Annotated in this window: 16 protein-coding genes; 10 read left to right on the forward strand and 6 right to left on the reverse strand. The window is 60.9% G+C overall.

Annotated elements, in window-relative coordinates; translation table 11 throughout:
- Nucleotides 1–50 precede the first annotated feature (50 nt).
- The 5 genes from metH to O5O48_RS16685 all read left to right on the forward strand — a co-directional run bounded on the left by metH (nucleotide 51) and on the right by O5O48_RS16685 (nucleotide 7,882).
- Nucleotides 51–3,782, forward strand: coding sequence for a methionine synthase (gene metH, locus O5O48_RS16665; protein ID WP_269687646.1), 3,732 nt, complete (start codon nucleotides 51–53; stop codon nucleotides 3,780–3,782).
- 4 nt (nucleotides 3,783–3,786) lie between these two features.
- Entirely contained in the window at nucleotides 3,787–5,121 is a 1,335-nt protein-coding gene (locus O5O48_RS16670; RefSeq protein ID WP_269687647.1) for an MATE family efflux transporter, read from the forward strand.
- A gap of 57 nt (nucleotides 5,122–5,178) precedes the next feature.
- Complete coding sequence (locus tag O5O48_RS16675) at nucleotides 5,179–5,409, forward strand: DUF2970 domain-containing protein (RefSeq protein WP_228246705.1); 231 nt, start codon at nucleotides 5,179–5,181, stop codon at nucleotides 5,407–5,409.
- Nucleotides 5,410–5,742: 333 nt separating this feature from the next.
- Nucleotides 5,743–7,401 carry a nitrite/sulfite reductase gene (locus O5O48_RS16680; RefSeq protein WP_269687648.1) on the forward strand — a complete coding sequence of 553 codons (1,659 nt, stop codon included), beginning with the start codon at nucleotides 5,743–5,745 and terminating at the stop codon, nucleotides 7,399–7,401.
- Nucleotides 7,385–7,882, forward strand: coding sequence for a DUF934 domain-containing protein (locus O5O48_RS16685; protein WP_228246706.1), 498 nt, complete (start codon nucleotides 7,385–7,387; stop codon nucleotides 7,880–7,882). The genes O5O48_RS16680 and O5O48_RS16685 overlap by 17 nt, the downstream gene beginning before the upstream one ends.
- Nucleotides 7,883–7,947: 65 nt before the next feature.
- Here O5O48_RS16685 and O5O48_RS16690 read toward each other — a convergent pair whose 3' ends face one another.
- Nucleotides 7,948–8,934: a YhdH/YhfP family quinone oxidoreductase gene (locus O5O48_RS16690; protein WP_269687649.1), complete on the reverse strand. Its 987-nt coding sequence runs from the start codon at nucleotides 8,932–8,934 to the stop codon at nucleotides 7,948–7,950.
- An 8-nt stretch (nucleotides 8,935–8,942) separates the two neighbouring features.
- Nucleotides 8,943–9,968 (reverse strand): protease SohB, encoded by a 1,026-nt coding sequence (gene sohB / locus O5O48_RS16695; protein ID WP_269687650.1) that lies wholly within the window; start codon nucleotides 9,966–9,968, stop codon nucleotides 8,943–8,945.
- 170 nt (nucleotides 9,969–10,138) lie between these two features.
- Between sohB and O5O48_RS16700 the strand changes: the two genes are divergently transcribed.
- From O5O48_RS16700 to O5O48_RS16720, 5 genes are all read left to right on the forward strand, one after another.
- Nucleotides 10,139–10,843 (forward strand): histidine phosphatase family protein, encoded by a 705-nt coding sequence (locus O5O48_RS16700; protein ID WP_233049395.1) that lies wholly within the window; start codon nucleotides 10,139–10,141, stop codon nucleotides 10,841–10,843.
- Nucleotides 10,844–10,892: 49 nt separating this feature from the next.
- The gene (locus O5O48_RS16705; protein ID WP_088276529.1) at nucleotides 10,893–11,207 is read left to right on the forward strand and encodes an SCP2 sterol-binding domain-containing protein; all 315 of its coding nucleotides are present in this window, start codon (nucleotides 10,893–10,895) and stop codon (nucleotides 11,205–11,207) included.
- Nucleotides 11,208–11,430: 223 nt separating this feature from the next.
- Nucleotides 11,431–13,233, forward strand: a complete 1,803-nt coding sequence (atzF, locus tag O5O48_RS16710; RefSeq protein ID WP_269687651.1) for an allophanate hydrolase — start codon at nucleotides 11,431–11,433, stop codon at nucleotides 13,231–13,233.
- Nucleotides 13,234–13,245: 12 nt separating this feature from the next.
- Nucleotides 13,246–14,013 (forward strand): GntR family transcriptional regulator, encoded by a 768-nt coding sequence (locus tag O5O48_RS16715; protein WP_228246711.1) that lies wholly within the window; start codon nucleotides 13,246–13,248, stop codon nucleotides 14,011–14,013.
- Nucleotides 14,014–14,190: 177 nt separating this feature from the next.
- Complete coding sequence (locus O5O48_RS16720) at nucleotides 14,191–14,958, forward strand: SDR family oxidoreductase (protein ID WP_088276532.1); 768 nt, start codon at nucleotides 14,191–14,193, stop codon at nucleotides 14,956–14,958.
- A 60-nt stretch (nucleotides 14,959–15,018) separates the two neighbouring features.
- On the opposite strand, the gene O5O48_RS16725 is transcribed toward O5O48_RS16720, so the two are convergent.
- From O5O48_RS16725 to O5O48_RS16740, 4 genes are read right to left on the reverse strand one after another with little or no spacing between them, the layout of a single operon-like run.
- Nucleotides 15,019–15,669, reverse strand: coding sequence for a hypothetical protein (locus tag O5O48_RS16725; protein WP_233049393.1), 651 nt, complete (start codon nucleotides 15,667–15,669; stop codon nucleotides 15,019–15,021).
- A gap of 18 nt (nucleotides 15,670–15,687) precedes the next feature.
- Nucleotides 15,688–16,527 (reverse strand): NAD(+) diphosphatase, encoded by an 840-nt coding sequence (nudC, locus tag O5O48_RS16730; protein ID WP_269687652.1) that lies wholly within the window; start codon nucleotides 16,525–16,527, stop codon nucleotides 15,688–15,690.
- Entirely contained in the window at nucleotides 16,524–18,194 is a 1,671-nt protein-coding gene (locus tag O5O48_RS16735) for a ferrous iron transporter B (protein ID WP_088276536.1), read from the reverse strand. The genes nudC and O5O48_RS16735 overlap by 4 nt, the downstream gene beginning before the upstream one ends.
- Before the next feature lie 42 nt (nucleotides 18,195–18,236).
- Nucleotides 18,237–19,049 (reverse strand): crotonase/enoyl-CoA hydratase family protein, encoded by an 813-nt coding sequence (locus O5O48_RS16740; RefSeq protein ID WP_269687653.1) that lies wholly within the window; start codon nucleotides 19,047–19,049, stop codon nucleotides 18,237–18,239.
- Nucleotides 19,050–19,193 lie beyond the last annotated feature (144 nt).

A 19,193-nucleotide genomic window follows, 5' to 3' on the forward strand; every position in this document is an offset into this window, starting at 1 on the left:
TGGTTATTACCGTCAGCGCACAGAGATTCAGCCTGCCCGCGCTCCGTGGTATGCTTTGCGGCTTTTCAGCGCGCCATTTCGGAGTACCCATGTCTGACCGTAGCACCCGCCTGACCGCCCTGCGTACAGCACTGCAGCAGCGCATTCTGATCCTTGATGGCGGCATGGGGACAATGATCCAGAGCTACAAGCTGGAGGAACAGGACTACCGGGGCGCGCGTTTTGCGGACTGGCCAAGCGACGTCAAGGGCAACAATGACCTGCTGCTGCTGAGCAAACCGGAGGTCATTGCCGAGATCGAAAAGGCGTATCTGGACGCAGGCGCCGATATCATCGAAACCAATACTTTCAACGCCACCCGCATTTCCCAGGCTGATTACGGCATGCAGGAACTGGCGTACGAACTGAACGTCGCCGGCGCACGTGTTGCCCGCCAGGTTTGCGATGCCAAGACAGCAGAAACGCCGGATCGCCCGCGCTTTGTCGCCGGCGTACTCGGCCCGACCAGCCGCACCTGCTCCATTTCACCGGACGTCAACGACCCCGGTTATCGTAACGTCACCTTTGACGAGCTGGTCGAGAATTACACCGAGGCTACCCGCGGCCTGATCGAGGGCGGCGCCGACCTGATCCTGATCGAGACCATCTTCGACACCCTGAACGCCAAGGCTGCGATCTTTGCGGTCCAGCAGGTGTTCGAGGAAGATGGCGTCGAACTGCCGATCATGATTTCCGGCACTATCACCGACGCCTCCGGCCGCACCCTGTCCGGCCAGACCACCGAGGCCTTCTGGAACTCGGTGCGCCACGCCAACCCGATCTCCGTTGGTCTTAACTGCGCCCTTGGCGCCAAAGAACTGCGCCCCTATCTGGAAGAGTTGTCGAACAAGGCCGGCACCCACGTATCCGCGCACCCCAATGCCGGCCTGCCGAACGAGTTTGGTGAATACGACGAAACTCCGGCACAGATGGCCGTCGTGGTCGAGGAATTTGCCGCTGCAGGCTTCCTGAACATTATCGGCGGCTGCTGCGGCACAACCCCCGGCCACATCCAGGCCATCGCCGAAGCGGTTGCGAAGTATCCACCACGCGCGATCCCCGAGATTCCGCGCGCCTGCCGCCTGTCCGGCCTCGAGCCGTTCACCATCGATCGCAACTCGCTGTTCGTTAACGTCGGCGAACGCACCAACATTACCGGCAGCGCCAAATTCGCCCGCCTGATCCGCGAAGAGAACTACGCCGAAGCGCTGGAAGTGGCCCAGCAGCAGGTCGAAGCCGGCGCCCAGATCATCGACATCAACATGGACGAGGGCATGCTCGACTCCAAGGCGGCGATGGTACGGTTCCTGAACCTGATCGCCTCCGAGCCGGACATCTCCCGTGTGCCGATCATGATCGACTCCTCAAAATGGGAAGTCATCGAAGCGGGCCTCAAGTGCATCCAGGGCAAGGGCATCGTCAACTCCATTTCCATGAAGGAGGGTGTTGAACAATTCAAGCAGCACGCTCGCCTGTGCAAGCGCTACGGCGCTGCGGTCGTGGTGATGGCCTTCGACGAAAAGGGCCAGGCAGACACAGAAGCACGCAAAACCGAAATATGTCAGCGCAGCTACGACATTCTGGTCAACGAAGTCGGCTTCCCGCCGGAAGACATCATCTTCGACCCGAACATCTTCGCCGTGGCCACCGGCATCGAAGAGCACAACAACTACGCCGTCGATTTCATCAACGCCTGTGCCTATATCCGTGACAACCTGCCCTACGCATTGAGTTCAGGGGGCGTATCCAACGTCTCGTTCTCGTTCCGTGGCAACAACCCGGTACGCGAAGCCATTCACTCGGTGTTCCTCTATTACGCCATCCGCAACGGCCTGAGCATGGGTATCGTCAACGCCGGCCAGCTGGAGATTTACGACGAGATTCCGCCGCTGCTGCGTGACCGGGTGGAAGACGTGGTGCTCAACCGGACTGCGGAAGCAACCGAAGCGCTGCTGGCGATTGCCGATCAGTTCAAGGGCGACGGCAGCGTCAAGGAAGCCGAAAACGAGGAATGGCGCAGCTGGCCGGTTGAAAAACGCCTTGAGCACTCGCTGGTCAAGGGCATCACGACCTGGATCGTCGAGGATACCGAGCTGGCCAGGCAGGCCTGCGCGCGCCCGATCGAGGTCATTGAAGGCCCCTTGATGGCCGGCATGAACGTGGTCGGCGACCTGTTCGGGTCCGGCAAGATGTTCCTGCCGCAAGTGGTCAAATCGGCCCGCGTCATGAAGCAGGCCGTTGCCCATCTGATTCCGTTCATCGAGGAAGAAAAAGGCGACACCCCCGAGGCCAAGGGCAAGATCCTCATGGCTACGGTCAAGGGCGACGTACATGACATCGGCAAGAATATCGTTGGCGTGGTGCTCGGCTGCAACGGCTATGACGTGGTTGATCTGGGCGTGATGGTCCCGGCGGAAAAAATCCTGCAGACCGCCATCGACGAAAAGTGCGACATCATCGGCCTGTCCGGACTGATCACGCCGTCGCTGGACGAGATGGTCCACGTTGCCCGCGAAATGCAGCGTCGCGACTTCCACCTGCCGCTGATGATCGGTGGCGCCACCACCTCAAAGGCCCATACCGCAGTCAAGATCGAGCCGCACTACCAGAACGACGCCGTGGTCTACGTGACCGACGCCTCGCGCGCGGTCGGTGTCGCAACATCACTGCTGTCCAAAGAGCTGAAGAGCGGCTATGTCCAGCAGGTTCGCGAAGACTATGCGGTGGTGCGTGAGCGCACCGCCAACCGCTCGGCCCGTACCGAATACCTGAGTTATCAGCAGGCGCTCGACAACCGCCTGCAGCTCGACTGGAACGACTACACACCGCCAGCCCCCCGCGTACACGGCGTCCAACTGCTGGACAACATCGACCTGCGCACGCTGGCTGAGTACATCGACTGGACACCGTTCTTCATCGCCTGGGACCTGGCCGGAAAATACCCGCGCATCCTGCAGGACGACGTGGTTGGCGAAGCCGCCACCTCGCTGTTCAACGATGCTCAGGCGCTGCTGGAAAAAATCATCCGAGAGAAGCGCCTGACGGCCCGCGCCCTGTTCGGCTTCTGGCCGGCCAACCAGGTCGATGGCGACGACATTCAGCTGCGCGACGAGCAGGGTACCCCCCTCGCCCGCCTGCACCACCTGCGCCAGCAGAACATCAAGCCGGACGGCAAGCCCAACCTGTCGCTGGCCGACTTTGTCGCCCCTGAAAACAGCGGCAAGACCGACTATGTAGGCGGTTTTATTACCACTGCCGGCATCGGCGCCGAAGAAATGGCCAAGGAGTATGAGGCCAAGGGCGACGACTACAACGCGATCATGGTCAAGGCACTGGCAGACCGCCTGGCGGAAGCCTGCGCCGAATGGCTGCACGAACAGGTGCGCAAGACCTACTGGGGCTACGCCGACGACGAGAAGCTGGCAAACGATGATCTGATCCGCGAAAAATACCGCGGCATTCGTCCGGCACCGGGCTACCCTGCCTGCCCGGACCACACCGAAAAGGCCACCCTGTTCAGCCTGCTTGACCCGCAACAGCAATGCGGCGTCAGCCTGACCGAGCACTTTGCCATGTACCCGGCGGCATCGGTCAGCGGCTGGTACTTCTCGCACCCGCAGAGCCAGTACTTTGCAGTTGGCAAAATCGGTCGCGATCAGGTCGAGCGCTACAGTCAGCGCAAACAGCAGGAGCTGGACGGTGTCGAGCGCTGGCTCGCCCCGAACCTGAACTACGACCGCTGAACCGATGGCCCTGCTGCCGGCGCGCGAGCGGCTGACACGCATCACCACCCTTGGTCTGCCGATCATGGGTGGCATGCTCAGCCAGAGCCTGCTCAACCTGATTGATGCCGCCATGGTCGGCAGCCTGGGCAGCGAGGCACTGGCCGGCGTCGGCCTGGGGAGCTACGCCAACTTCATGGCTGTTGCGCTGGTCATGGGCCTGGGTGCCGGGGTGCAGGCCATGGTCGCCCGCCGCAAGGGCGCCGGTGCAACCGGCGAGATCGCCGGACCACTGAATGAAGGCCTGCTGATCGCCCTGCTGCTGGCCATTCCCCTGACGCTGATTGGCTGGACCCAGGCTGACGCCATCATTCGTTTTCTGGCCGACGACCCGGCAGTCGTAGAGGTCGGCACCCATTATTTTCAGTGGCGCGTGCTGGCGATTGCAGCCGTTGGCGCCAACTTCGCGTTCCGCGGCTACTGGAACGGTATCCACAACGCCGGCCGCTATCTGCAGATCCTGGTGATCATGCATCTGGCCAACATTGGCATAAGCTACAGCCTGATCTTCGGCCACTTCGGTCTGCCGCAGATGGGCGCCGAAGGCTCCGGCGCCGGTACGGCGATCGCTATGCTGATCGGCTGCGCGCTCTACTTTGCCACCACCCTCTACAGCGGCCGCAAACACGGCTTTCTGCGCGCCCGCCCCCGCTGGCGGGACATCCGCGCCATGCTCCGGCTGGCGGTGCCGAACTCACTGCAGCAATTCTTTTTTGCCACCGGTATCACTACGTTGTTCTGGATCATTGCCCAGATAGGCACCGACGAACTGGCAATCGCTCACGTGCTGATCAACCTGGCATTGTTCCTCATCCTTCCCGGCGTGGGCCTGGGTATGGCCGCAACCACGCTGGTAAGCCATAGTCTGGGCCAGAATGATGCAGAGGAAGCCTATCGCTGGGGTTGGGACGTGGTGCGGGTAGCAGCATGCACCCTGTTTCTGCTTGGCATGCCCTTCTGGCTGGCGCCGCACCTGATTCTCGGCCTGTTCACCCCAGATGCAGACCTGATCGCCCTCGGCGAATGGCCACTGCGCATCACGGGCCTGGGCATGAGTCTGGATGCAACTGCCCTGGTACTAACCCAGGCGTTGCTCGGAGCCGGTGCAAGCCGCACCGTGATGGGCGTCAACATGGGCAGTCAGTGGCTGCTGTTTCTGCCCTGCGCCTATCTGATTGGCCCGGTGCTGGGGGGCGGGCTGCTGGCGGTCTGGCTGCTGCAATCAGTCTATCGCTGCATCAACTCGCTGATATTTGCCTTCATGTGGCGCAGACGGCACTGGGCCGCAATCGATATCTGACCTGCGCCAAGGCGCAGGAGCGACTAAGCTGCTGAGAACGGATAACGTGGAGGCAGCATGAACGACTCACGGGACAAGCCACAACATGAAGAACCGATGCGCCTGCGCGACACCTTGCAGAGCGTGCTTGCCGCGGCCTTGGGCGTGCAGAGCAATCGCGCCAGGGAGCGCGACTTCTCAAAGGGCAAACCCAGCCATTTCATCGCCCTTGGCGTGGCTTTTACCCTGCTGTTTGTGATGGTAGTTCTGGGCGTCGTAAAGCTCGTGCTCTACCTCGCCGGAGTCTGAATCCGGCGCACCTACTGGCCGCTTACCCAGAATACCGCCGCCACCACTACGATAACGATCAGCGCAACCGATGCCACCGCATCGAGTGAAGACTGGTTGTTCTGTGACTGCTGGTCAGCCATGGCCTGGCCCCCTGATTATTGTTATGGTCACCCCCCAGTAAAGACCATGGTACCGGGCCGTACAAGGCGGTTTTCTATGTGCATTTTCAATCTAAAGATATAGATAAACATTCCTTTTGTGCATATTCAAAAACTGCTATTGTCTGCCCGCCCAAGCCTGATGGGCCATGACTAGCGAAGGGCCGTCAGTGCCCGATGAACAGGTTTCTGTATGTATATCTACGACGAATATGATCAGCAGATCGTCGAGGACCGCGTAAAGCAGTTCCGCGATCAGACCCGCCGCTTTCTCGCAGGCGAGCTGAGCGAGAGTGAGTTCCTGCCGCTGCGACTGCAGAACGGCCTGTACGTCCAGCGCTACGCCCCAATGCTGCGCGTTGCCATTCCCTACGGGCTGATTTCCGCCCGGCAGGTACGCAAGCTGGCCTTCATCGCCCGTACCTACGACAAGGGCTATGTTCACTTCAGCACCCGCCAGAACGTCCAGTTCAACTGGCCGGCCCTGGAGGATGTGCCGGACATTCTGGCCCACCTGGCTGAAGTGCAGATGCATGCCATTCAAACCAGCGGCAACTGTATCCGCAACACCACCACCGACCAATTTGCCGGCGTTGCCGCAGATGAGCTGGTCGATCCGCGTCCGTGGTGCGAGATCATTCGTCAGTGGTCCACTTTCCATCCCGAATTTGCCTTCCTGCCGCGCAAGTTCAAGATCGCAGTCAACGGCGCCGAGGCGGATCGTGCCGCCATCGGCGTACACGACATTGGTCTGAACGTCGTGCGCAACGCCGCTGGCGAAATCGGCTTCCGCGTCCTGGTTGGTGGCGGCCTCGGCCGCACCCCGATGGTGGGCTCGCAGATCTGCGAGTTCCTGCCTTGGCAGCACCTGCTGACCTACCTCGATGCCATCCTGCGTGTGTACAACCGCTATGGCCGTCGTGACAACAAGTACAAGGCGCGCATCAAGATTCTGGTCAAGGCATTGACCCCTGAAGTGTTTGCCGAAAAGGTCAACGCCGAATGGGCGCACACCAAGGATGGCCCGGCCACCCTGACCCAGCAGGAGCTGGATCGCGTTGCCGGCCACTTCTCCGCCCCTGCCTACGAGCAGTTCAGCGGTGACGATGCGGGCTACCTGGCCAAGCGCGAAGCCGAAAAGGGCTTCAACAACTGGGCCATGCGCAACGTTCAGGCGCACAAGGTGCCGGGCTACGCCGCCGTCACCCTGTCGCTGAAACCGACCGCGGTTGCCCCGGGCGATGCTGACGACAAGCAGCTTGAAGCCATTGCCGACCTGGCCGACCAGTTCAGCTTCGGCGAACTGCGCGTTACCCACCAGCAGAACCTGGTGCTGGCCGACGTGCGCCAGAGCGACCTGTATGACCTCTGGCAAGCCTGCCGCAAGCACGGCTTCGCAACCCCGAACATCGGCCTGTTGACCGACATCATCTGCTGCCCCGGCGGCGATTTCTGTGCCCTGGCCAACGCCAAGTCGATTCCGATTGCCGAAGCCATCCAGCGCACCTTTGATGACCTGGATTACCTGCACGACATCGGCGATCTGGACCTGAACATCTCCGGCTGCATGAACGCCTGCGGCCACCACCACGTCGGCCACATCGGCGTACTGGGTGTCGACAAGAAAGGTCAGGAGTTCTATCAGGTCTCCCTCGGCGGCAACAGCGGCCGTGATGCCAGCATCGGTCAGATCCTCGGCCCGTCCTTCTCGGCCGAAGACATGCCCAGCGTGATTACCAAGGTAATCGATGTGTACATCGAGAACCGCACCCCCGAAGAACAGTTCCTCGATACCTTCAAGCGTATCGGCATGGCACCTTTCAAGGAGCGCGTGTATGCAGCGACTAATTAAGAACGGTGCAGTCGTTAACGACAGCTGGCACGTTCTGGACAAGGACGCCACGCTGGACGGCCTGCCCAACAGTGACAGCATCATCGTCCCGCTGGCCCTGTGGCTGGAACACAGCCATGCGCTGAAAGCCCGCGACGGTGGTCTGGGTGTCTGGCTGGACAGCGACGAGGAAGTGGAAAGCATCGCCGGCGATCTGGATCAGTTCCAGGTCATCGCGCTGAACTTCCCGGTCTTCAGCGACGGCCGCAATTACTCCAACGCCCGCCTGCTGCGTGATCGTTACCAGTACCAGGGCGAGGTACGCGCCATAGGCGACGTACTGCGCGACCAGCTGTTCTTCATGCAGCGCTGCGGCTTTGACGCCTTTGCCCTGCGTGCCGACCGTAATGCCGAGGAAGCACTGGAAAGCCTGAAAGACTTTTCCAACTGCTACCAGGCTGCGACGGACCAGCCCTTGCCGCTGTTCCGCCGCCGCGCCTGATACGCAAATAAAAAAAACCGGGGCACACTGCCCCGGTTTTTTTGTGCCTGCTGCAGGGCTGCCGATCAGCCCAGATTAACGACTACCCGACCGATCATCTTGCCGGCCAGAATGCGCTCGATCTCGGCGGGCAACTGCTCCAGCGTCACCTCGCGCTCAAGATTGTGCAGATCGGTCTTCCATTGCAGTGACAACCGATCCCACATCGAGGCCTTGACCACCAGCGGCAGCTCTACCGAGTCGACGCCCAGCAGGTTCACATTGCGCAAAATGAACGGGAACACACTGGCTGCAAACCCACCGCCAGCGGTCATTCCGCAGGTCGCAACACTGGCGCCATAACGCAGTGACTTGACCACATTGAACAGAATGTCGCCACCGACGGTATCCACCGCGCCAGCCCACTGTTCCTTGAGCAACATTTTCTCGACACCCGCCGCCAGCGCAGCGCGATCAACGATCTGGCTGGCACCCAGGCTCTTGAGCATATCCACCTGATCAACCTTGCCGGTCGAGGCTGCCACCTCGTAACCCAGAGATGCCAGCATGGCCACCGCAATGCTGCCTACACCACCGGTGGCGCCGGTTACCAGCACCGGGCCCTGCCCCGGCGTCAGGCCCGCCTGCTCCAGCTTGTCGATACACAGCGCCGCCGTCAGGCCGGCAGTACCCAGCACCATGCTGTCACGCAGCGACAGCCCTTCCGGACGCTTGATCACCCAGCCGGCCGGCACGCGGATGTATTGACCAAAGCCGCCAGCGGTATTCATGCCGAGGTCGTAGCCGGTGACGATTACCTCATCACCGACTGCCAATTCAGGCACCGAGCTGGCCTCCACCACACCGGCTGCATCAATACCAGGGGTATGGGGGAAGTTCCGCGTCACACCCTTGTTACCGGTGGCCGAGAGCGCGTCCTTGTAGTTCAGGGAGGAGTAGCGCACACGAATGAGCACATCCCCTGCAGGCAGCTCATCCACATGCCGTTGCTTGATCTCGGTGACATACCGGCCGTCCTGCTCCGACAACACCAGCGCCTTGAATTCAGACATATCCACTCCTACCAGAAACGTTGATTGTTGAAGCGCGACACCCAGGTCAGCAACAGTCGGTCCGCCGCCTGGGCCAGCCCGCCGGACAACCGGTCCTGCAGGCGCTTGCGCTGCTCAAACTGCACCTCAAATACATCAGCCTGCCTGACCCGCTCACACAGGTACTGGTCACTGGTCTTGATCTCGTCGGCCAGCCCGCGCAGCAATGCCTCGCTGCCGAACCAGACCTCACCTGTGGCGACCGTCTCAATGTCCAGGCTTGGGCGATAGCGCGCAACAAACTGCTTGAACAGGCGGTGAATGTTTTCCAGGTCATCCTGAAACTTTTCCCGCGCCTTGTCACTGTTCTCGCCAAATACCGTCAGTGTGCGCTTGTACTCCCCCGCAGTCAGCATTTCAAAATCAATATCGTGCTTTTTCAGCAATCGATTGAAGTTGGGCAACTGCGCGACAACGCCGATCGAGCCCAGCATGGCGAAGGGTGCCGCCAGAATCCGATCAGCGATACAGGCCATCATATAGCCGCCACTGGCTGCCACCTTGTCGACGGAGATGGTCAGCGGGATACCCGCCTCGCGCACACGCACCAGCTGCGATGACGCAAGCCCGTACGCATGCACCATGCCGCCACCACTTTCCAGGCGAACAACGACCTCATCCTGCGGACGCGCCAGCTCCAGCACCGCCGTCACTTCATGGCGCAGATTTTCCAGCGCACTGGCCTTGATGTCGCCATGAAAGTTGAGCACATAAACGCGCCCGCGCTCATCCTGGGCTGCATCCTTGTCGCGGGCCTTCGCCTCCTGCTTGAGCTGCTTCTGCCGGGCCTTGCAAGCGCCCTTGCTGAGCACCATCAGCCCAAGCTGCTCGTGCATGCGCTGCAGACGGTCGTTCAGGCGTGTCACACTCAGTGTACCCTCGGTACGCTTGCTGCGCGCCTTGCCGGCAGCAATCATCGCCAGAATCAGCGCCACTACCACCAGCACCGTCAGGGCCTTGGCAAGAAAATAGACATATTGATCAAACCATTCCACAGTGTTCTCCCGTCTCTGCACAACCCGCTAAGCACAGCAAGCATACAGGATCATCAGGGCATGGGCGCAGGCCGTCCGGGGAAAATTCAAACGCCCGTATGATTTTTGGTTGACAGCTTCGCGAGCTTGCCCCTAACCTCCGTCTACATAACATTACAAGGCGGCAGATTGTGGGCAGTATCTATCTGATCAGGCACGGACAGGCATCACTTGGCGCAGCCAACTACGACGTCCTGTCCCCCCTCGGCATCCGCCAGTCACAGCTGTGCGGCGAACATTTCGGCGCGCTCGGCCTGCAGTTTGATGCCTGCTACGCCGGCACCCTGCAACGCCAGATCGATACCGCCCGCCACGCGCTCGACGCGATGAATCAGTCCTCCCTCGCGGTCCAGAGCGACGCCAGCTTTAACGAATACCACTCTGACCAGGTGCTTGAAAGCTACCTGCCGCAGGTGCTCGAAGCCATCCCCGACGCCGAGCACTACCTGAAGAACGCAGGACAGTTCCGCAAGGAGTTTCAGCGCGTATTCAGTCACGCCGTGACACTCTGGATCACCGACACCCGCGAGCGCCCGGGCTGCCCTTCCTGGCAGAGCTATGTCGAGCAGGTTGGCACAGGCCTGCGCCGGGTTATCGATGACAACCGCGGCAGCGGCCAGAACATCGCCGTATTCGCATCGGGCGGCACCATTACCGCCGCCCTGCAACTGATCACGCAAATGCCGGCCACCAGCGCCTTTGAGCTGAACTGGCAAATCGTGAATACCTCTGTAAGCCGCCTGCAGTACCGTGCAGACAAGCTGAGTCTGGCCTACTTCAACAGCCAGGCACATCTTGAGATTCACCGCCAACCCGAGTGGATCAGCTTCAGATGAGTCGCAGTGCGCATCCCGCGCCCTGCATTACCTAGCAAAGGAACCACCAATGACTACCGTTGCAGAAATCACCAGCCAAATGGAATCCAAGTTCAACTCAGCCGCTGCAGCCGGTCTGGATCTGGTATTCCAGTTCAACATCACCGACGACGAAAACTTCAACGTGACCGTCAAGGACGGCAGCTGCGCTGTAGCTCAGGGCGAAGCCGCCGATCCGAACGTGACCCTGATCATGGACAAGGAAACCCTGGTCGGCGTGATGACCGGTGAAACCGACGGCATGCAGGCCTTCATGGGCGGCAAACTGCGCGCCGAAGGCGACATGATGCTGGCACTCAAGCTGGGCGAACTGTTCCCGGCCTGATCCCATGCAGACCGGCAGGCCGCCGCTCATTGGCACCTGCCGGTCCCTGCACCACAATTGCACTTCGTACTGCAGACCTGCACCAGCAATCCTCACTTCTTCGCCTGCCCCCTGACCAAAAACTCAAAGAAGCAACATAAGCCTCTGTTTTTATTGATAAATAACAAACAGGCACGACGATTGCTCTGTAAATACCAACTTGTATCCAAGATGGTATTCAGACATGACACAACAGACCCTCGGCTTTACCCTCTCCGACTGGCAACAGGCATATCAACAGGAAGGTCTCGCTCCTGCAGCACTGCTCGGTGCCCTGCGCAACGAGCTGAGCACCGACGATAACGCCTGGATCAGCCTTGCCAGCGAGGCCCAGCTCAACGAGCAGTTAGCCGCTCTGGATGAGCGCCTGCAACAGGTGGAAGGCAACGTCGCATCGCTGCCACTGTACGGCGTCCCCTTCGCGGTAAAGGACAACATCGACGCAGCTGGCTGGGACACCACTGCCGCCTGCCCGGCCTTCGCTCACCAGGCTAGTGCCGATGCCACCGTCGTTGCCCGCCTGCGCGCGGCAGGAGCCATTCTGATTGGCAAGACCAATCTGGACCAATTCGCCACCGGCCTGGTCGGCACCCGTTCCCCGTATGGCGCCGTCAGCAACAGCTTCAACGCCGATTACGTCAGCGGTGGCTCCAGCTCCGGCTCCGCCAGTGTGGTTGCCCGTGGCCTGGTACCCTTTGCGCTCGGCACCGACACCGCCGGGTCCGGCCGCGTGCCGGCCGGCTTCAACAATATTGTCGGCCTCAAACCGACCCGCGGCTGGCTCTCCAATACCGGACTGGTACCGGCCTGCCGAACCCTCGATTGCATCTCGGTATTCGCCCTGACTGTTGCCGACGCCCAGGCAGTCGCCACCATCGCAGGCGGCTTCGATCCCAGCGACGCCTACAGCCGCGCCAACCCCTGTAGCGCGCCGGTCGGCTTGCCGGTCAGGCCGAAACTGGCCATACCGGCCAATCCCGAGTTCTTCGACGACACGCAGATGCAGACATCCTATGAGGCAGCGCTCGAGAAGTGGCGCGCGTTTGGCGCAGAGCTGGTCGAGATTGACTTCAGCCCCTTTGCGGACCTGGCGGCACAGCTGTATCAGGGCTCGTGGGTGGCCGAACGCACCGTCGCTGTTGGCGAGATGGACCCGGATAAAATGGATCCGGTCGTACGCGGCATCGTCGACGGCGGTCATAAATACAGCGCCTGCGAGGCCTATCAGGCCGAATACATCCGTGCCGAGTTGTCACGCCAGATCAGCCTGATCCTGGCCGACTTTGATGCCCTGCTGGTGCCAACCTCGCCGACCATTCGCCGGATCAGCGAGATGGCGGAGGAACCGGTACTCTACAACAGCCAGTTCGGCACCTATACCAACTTCACCAACCTGGCCGACCTTTGCGCACTGGCCTTGCCCGCAGGGATGCGCGAAGACGGCCTGCCCGCCGGCGTCACCCTGATTGCACCGGCCTGGCACGATCACGCCCTGGCCGAGCTGGGCAAACGCTGGCAGCAAGCCCAGGCACTGCCACTGGGCGCAACCGGCAAGCCCTGTCCGGGTGCGCAACAGACTATTCAAGCGCCGGGTAGCGTGCGCGTAGCGGTGGTCGGCGCGCACCTGACCGGCATGCCGCTGAACTTCCAGCTGACCAGTCGCGACGCCGTGCTGGTCGAACAAACCCTGACCTGTCCGGATTACCGGCTGTATGCCCTGCCCGGCACCGTTCCCCCCAAGCCTGGTCTGGCGCGGGTTGCGCAGGATGGCGCACAGATTATTGTCGAGCTGTGGGATATCCCGCTGGCCCGCTTCGGGGAATTCGTCGCCGAGATTCCGCCGCCGCTGGGCATTGGCAACCTGCAGCTGGCAGATGGTCGCTGGGTGAAGGGCTTTATTTGTGAACCGGCCGCACTCGCCGACGCCCGCGACATTACCGCCTTCGGCGGCTGGCGTGCATTCATTGCCAGCCTCAGTGCAGCCTGAGCAGGTCACACCGTGCAACTGAGCCAGCCATCCAACACAGCAGCTCGGCGGGAGAACCTCGCCGAGCGCATCCACGCGCGGCTCAAGGAGGACATCCTGTCCTTCCGGCTGCTGCCCGGTGACCGCTTTTCCGAGGGCGAAATCGCCGCACGCATGAACGCCAGCCGCACACCGGTGCGCCAGGCACTCTACCAGCTTGAGCGCGAAGGCTATCTGGAGGTGCGTTTTCGCAGTGGCTGGCAGGTCAGAAGCTTCGACTTTACCCGCTTCGAGGAGCTCTATGACCTGCGCATCGTGCTGGAGATGGAAGCGCTCAGGCGTCTTTGCACCGGCCAGCCCGGCACGGCAGCAGAGCACATACTGAAAACCCTGCATGACACCTGGTGCGTAGCGCCCGCGCTGCGCACTGGTGACGGCCAGCAGGTGTTCGTCATGGATGAGCACTTTCACTGCCAACTGGTGGAAGCCGCCGGCAACGGCGAGATGACGCGTCTGCACGCCGAGATCTGCGAGCGCATACGCGTTGTTCGCAAACTGGATTTCGAGCGTGCCGAGCGGCTCGACAAGACCTGGGAAGAACATGGGCAAATCCTGCGGCACATTCGCGCCGGCGAACTGCAACAGGCCCAGCACCTGCTGACCGCGCACATAGAGGCAAGCAAGGCAGAAGTACGCAAGGTCACCCTGCACATGCTGCAACAAGCTCGCCAGCGCGCCCTGCAGGCAACAGACAGCATCCCTTCTGCGCCGGATACTCTCGCCCCCTCAGACACTCATTGATCAAGGCAATGGCCGGCCAACACCGGACCTGATGCATTCGCGGTTTTCTTGTTCGCACCCTGCCACTGCTTTAAATTAGGCGACCAAGCCGTGTCGCAGACAGCCTTGCTATCAGCAACTGCCCGACACCCACTGACAGCCTCGTGAGCCGGGGCAGCACGACAACAAGGATTCATCATGGAAAAGACCCAACTGTTCGACCTCGACGGCAAAGTTGCCCTGGTAACCGGCGCCAGCCGCGGTATCGGCGAGGCGATTGCCAAGCTACTGGCCCAGCAGGGTGCGCACGTGATCATCTCCAGCCGCAAGATCGATGACTGCCAGGCCGTTGCCGACGCCATCGTCGCCGCCGGCGGCAAAGCCTCCGCACTCGCCTGCCACATCGGCGACATGGATCAGATCGTTGCCACCGTTGCCGCCATTCGCGAGCAGTTCGGCAAGCTGGATATCCTGGTTAACAACGCCGCTGCCAACCCCTACTTCGGCAACGTGCTGGACACCGATCTGGGCGCCTTCCAGAAAACCGTAGACGTCAACATCCGCGGCTACTTCTTCATGTCGGTTGAAGCGGGCAAACTGATGCGCGAAAACGGCGGCGGCAACATCCTCAACGTAGCCTCCGTCAATGGTGTGGTTCCCGGTCAGCTGCAGGGTATCTACTCGATCACCAAGGCAGCAGTCATCAACATGACCAAGGTATTCGCCAAGGAGTGCGCTCAGTTCGGCATTCGCTGCAACGCCCTGCTGCCGGGCCTGACCGACACCAAGTTCGCCTCCGCCCTGACCACCAACGACGCTATCCTCAAGCCGGCACTGCAGCGCATCCCGCTGGCCCGTGCAGCGGATCCGACCGAAATGGCAGGCACCGTGCTGTATCTGGTCAGCGACGCCTCAAGCTACACCACTGGCGCTGCGATCAACGTCGACGGCGGCATGCTCGCATAAACCTGCGGCATAAAGCAGAAAGGCTGCCCTGGGGCAGCCTTTTTTGTTTCCGCAACGGTATTACTGAAAGCGCTTGAGCGCGGCTTTGGCCTGTGTATTGAGCGGCTCGGGGGTCAAACCGGTCGGCCCGATTTCCAGCGAAAAGCGGGCGCCATCTACCAGCGGAACAAAACGCACCTCGAAGGCGTCCGCATGCACCAGCGACGCGCCGCCCGCACGGTCCAGCCACAGCCAAAGGTCACGCCAGACCGGCGTCGAGTTCAGATTCGCCGCCAGCGCAGAACTGGCCCCGCGCTGCTGCTCAAGGGCAAGATAACGACCCAGCAGGCGGTGCAGTCGATATCCATCTTCCAGACCAATCAGCGAAGCCAGCCCCTGCCAACGCAAAACCTGAACTTCCAGCTCCCACAGATCACCGGCCAGACGCACGCGCTGCTCGCCCGCCGAGGTCGTAATCACTGCATCGTATTGCTGGGGCGCAACCTGGGTAAAACTCAAGGTCCCTGCGGTGCCCTTGCCGTCAATGACACGGAAAGACTGGAGGTCCCAGGCCGCCAGCCCGAGAACCGCGGCCAGTGCCAGCGCTGCCAGCAGCAAATTGCCGCGCAGCCAACCCGCCAGCCAGCGCAGGCGCCAACCCTGACTCAACGTCAGCAGCACCAGAACGGCGGCAATGATTGCCGCAATCAGGGCCAATCCCGGAAATTGCATCGTGGCTCCTCGCCCGAATCAGCTTGGCACTGGCGGGGCTTCAACACCCGCCTGCCGCGCAAGATAGCAATCAATAAGCCAGCGCGAGATGGTGCCGCGCGGCGGTATCTTCGGCAACTCATCTATTGACCACCAGTAGGCCGCTTCAATCTCGCCCTCCTGAGGGATGATGTCGCCACCTGCATATTCGGCGTGGAAACCCAGCATCAGCGAATTGGGGAACGGCCAGCTCTGGCTGCCCAGGTACTCAAGGTTGCTGACCTCAAGATTGACCTCTTCCTTCACCTCGCGGTGCAGGCATTGCTCTACCGACTCGCCCGGCTCGATAAAACCGGCCAGCGTACTGAAAAATCCGGGAGGAAAATGCGGAGAACGGGCCAGCAGAATCTCACTGCCACGGGTGATCAGCACAATGATGCAAGGTGCCAGCTTGGGATACTCGCGCCGTTCACAGCGCACGCACTCCATCGCCCGCTCCTCTTCACGCGGCTGCATGGGCTCGCCGCAGCAGCCGCAGAAACGGTGACTCTGATACCAGGCATTCAGTTGCTGGGCGACGCCCAACAGACGAAACAGCTGATCGTCGACCTGCCCGACCAGCGTGCGCAGTCCGTGCCAACTCAGGCCCGGCATGTCCAGGCTGTCGCTCAGGTGAATCAGCTCGCAGGCCCGACCGTCGAGCAGACCAAGAGGCAAACGGTGGCTCACATCGCCAAAGTACAACGCCTGATCCGGGTCATGCAGCAAGCTGCCGTCGTACATGGCAAATTGATTCTGATAAAACACCACGACCACGCCCTGCTGCTGCGCAGCAGCATCCAGGCGCGAGGCGGGTTGAAACACACGAAAGGATCTCATTCGGACGTATTCCCCGATACAGCGTATCCCAGCTCAGCCATGCTGTCCTCGGCCAGCGCCAGCACATCGCCTGAAGCTACCGTTGCACGCTCAGCTGACTCCAGATAGAACTCGATACTGGTCAAGGCATCGGCCAGCACCTCCAATTGGGCATCCGTCGGTACCTGCTTGCGCTCGAGCATGGTTTCACGGATGAAGTTCGCTGCCATGCTGATAATTCTGGCGGCACGCCCCATGCCCAGGAACAGCAGACCGCCGCGAACCGTCTCCAGCGAGGGCGGCACGTTGAGCAAATGCATGGCGTCGTTACCGGATTCCATGTACGCCGTGATGGACCGTTTCGCCAGTGCCAGGCCGGCTTGTGATTCCTCGATCAGAACGATGCGGGCCTCTTTCAGCTCCAGCGGTTCGGCAAACTCACCCTCGGCACCGGCAGCCGTATCGCCTGCAAAAGCCGAAGAGTCGAGTCGATTGACTGCTGTTTCAGCGCGCAACACCGCATCGGCGACCTGTTCCAGCACAGCAACGTCACCAGGCTGCCAACCGGCAAGACGACCGGAAATGGCGTGAATCGCCTCGGACTCGGCCTTGAGGTCAAGCATCGACAGCGTTTTCCACAGTCGCTCCAATCCAGACGACAGGCTTTCCAGTGACTGTTCGGCATCCCCGGCATTGCGCGCCAACAGATCCAGCAGATCCTTCAGGGCGTTAACCTCTTCCCGCAACGCTTCGGCCACAGAGCGCATGACATCAATGCCGGGACCATGCAGCTTGGCAAAGGCGTCGTTCAACTCGTATTCGGTAAAGCCGGGATCCGGCAACTGATAGGCCGTGCTCACTTCGGCGCAACGATCACAACCGGCATCGGCCAGTGCAACGAGAAACAACAGCTCGCGCAACAGCCCTTCATTGAGTCGGTGCTCGGCGGCATTGAGCAGGGCTCCCCGAATTTCGCGATCCAGCAGCGCGAACAGGCGCTTGCGCGCGGGGGTCAGATTCAGCGGCGTTTGCTCAATGGCTTCCAGGGCCGCCCCGGCAACCCAGCACAGGGTCGCCATGCGTGAGGCAAGGCTGCCCTCAAAGCGTGCCAGCGCGCGCTGCATCAGCGGTACAGACGCCGCCAGCCCGTCATCGCGCAGCAACCCCAGCAGACCCAGTTGATACATCTGGCGCAGTCGGCCGGCGACCTTGGGTTCAACGGGCCCGGTTGCACCCTTGCGGAACCCGGCTGGCAAGCCGGCCACCGGCAGCGGATAAAAATGACTGTCAGGCAACGCGGGGACACCCGGCCGGTGCTGACGCATCTGATTGATCATCGGCAGCAGCAACTCGGGGCGTTCACGCCCCTGCTGGCGTGCCTGATCCAGATAGCGCTCCAGCAAAAACAGTGCATCGCACAACGACGACAGCGGCTCATTGCGCTCTTCCCCGTCGTGAACGGGAATATCCATCGCCAGACTGATCATCTCGTCCAGCAGCAATGCAGCGCCCTTGAGCTCTATCAAGGCCAGGGTACCGCGCAACTGCTGAAGCCCTTCGATGGACTGCTGCAGCAGGCTGCCGTCCTGACGATCCTCGAGGAACTGCTGCAACAGGTTTTCCACTTCACCCATGCTGGCGAAGAGTTCGTCCCTGACAAGATCCAGTGAAGTGGTACCGGTCAACATGGCATTCAGTCTCCCACCATCCCTGCGTAGCGCGGTTGTCGATCAGTCTGCAAACTCGGGCGTCTGCTTGCTCATATGCGCCATGACCGCAACCTTGAGGTCATCGGACTGCAGCATTGCGGCGTTCCAGGTCGCGATGTAGTTCAGGCCGTCTTCCACACTGTGGTCACGGGCAAAGCGGATCATTTCCTTGGTGCCACGAATAGCGAGCGGCGACTTGGAAGCAATTTCCCGGGCCAGCTCCATGACACCCGCCATCAGCTGGACGTGATCGCTCCAGGTACGATTGACCAGGCCGATACGGGCCGCCTCATGACCATCGACGAAGCGACCGGTATAGGCCAGCTCCCGCATCATGCCATCGCTGATAAGACGCGGCAAACGCTGAAGGGTGCCGACGTCTGCGGCCATCCCCATATCGATTTCCTTGATCGAGAAACTGGCGTCCTCGGTGCTGTAACGCATATCGCAGGCGGAGATCAGGTCAATCGCCCCACCGATGCAGTAGCCGTGAATAGCGGCGATGACCGGCTTGCGGCAGCGATCGATCACGTTGAAGGACTCTTGCAACTGCAGCACGTTGCGACGAATGGCCTCTGCCTTGCGACCGATGTCCTTGTCCATGCCACTTGAGGCTTCGGCAAGCATCTGCAGGTCGATCCCCGCAGAGAAGTGTTTGCCCGCTCCGGATATCACAGCACAACGAACCTCGGGGGTTTCATCAACCCACTTGAAAACGTCGATGATCTCCAGCCAGAACGCGCGGTTCATGGCATTGATCTTCTCCGGGCGGTTGATCTGGATGTGGGCGACCTTGCCAACTTGCTCAACCAGCAGCGTCTCGTATTGCGACATATACGGCCTTTTTCTTGTAGGTAACAACCGGCACCTGACACGAATCCGATTCGAATCAAATACCACCTTGGACTATTTGCATTGGCATGACTATATCAAGCTGACACTCAAACTCCATAACCAATTACTCAGCAAGCTCGCCTA

Origin of the sequence: Halopseudomonas sp. MFKK-1 (assembly GCF_027474385.1) — a bacterium.
GTDB classification, from domain to species: domain Bacteria; phylum Pseudomonadota; class Gammaproteobacteria; order Pseudomonadales; family Pseudomonadaceae; genus Halopseudomonas; species Halopseudomonas aestusnigri.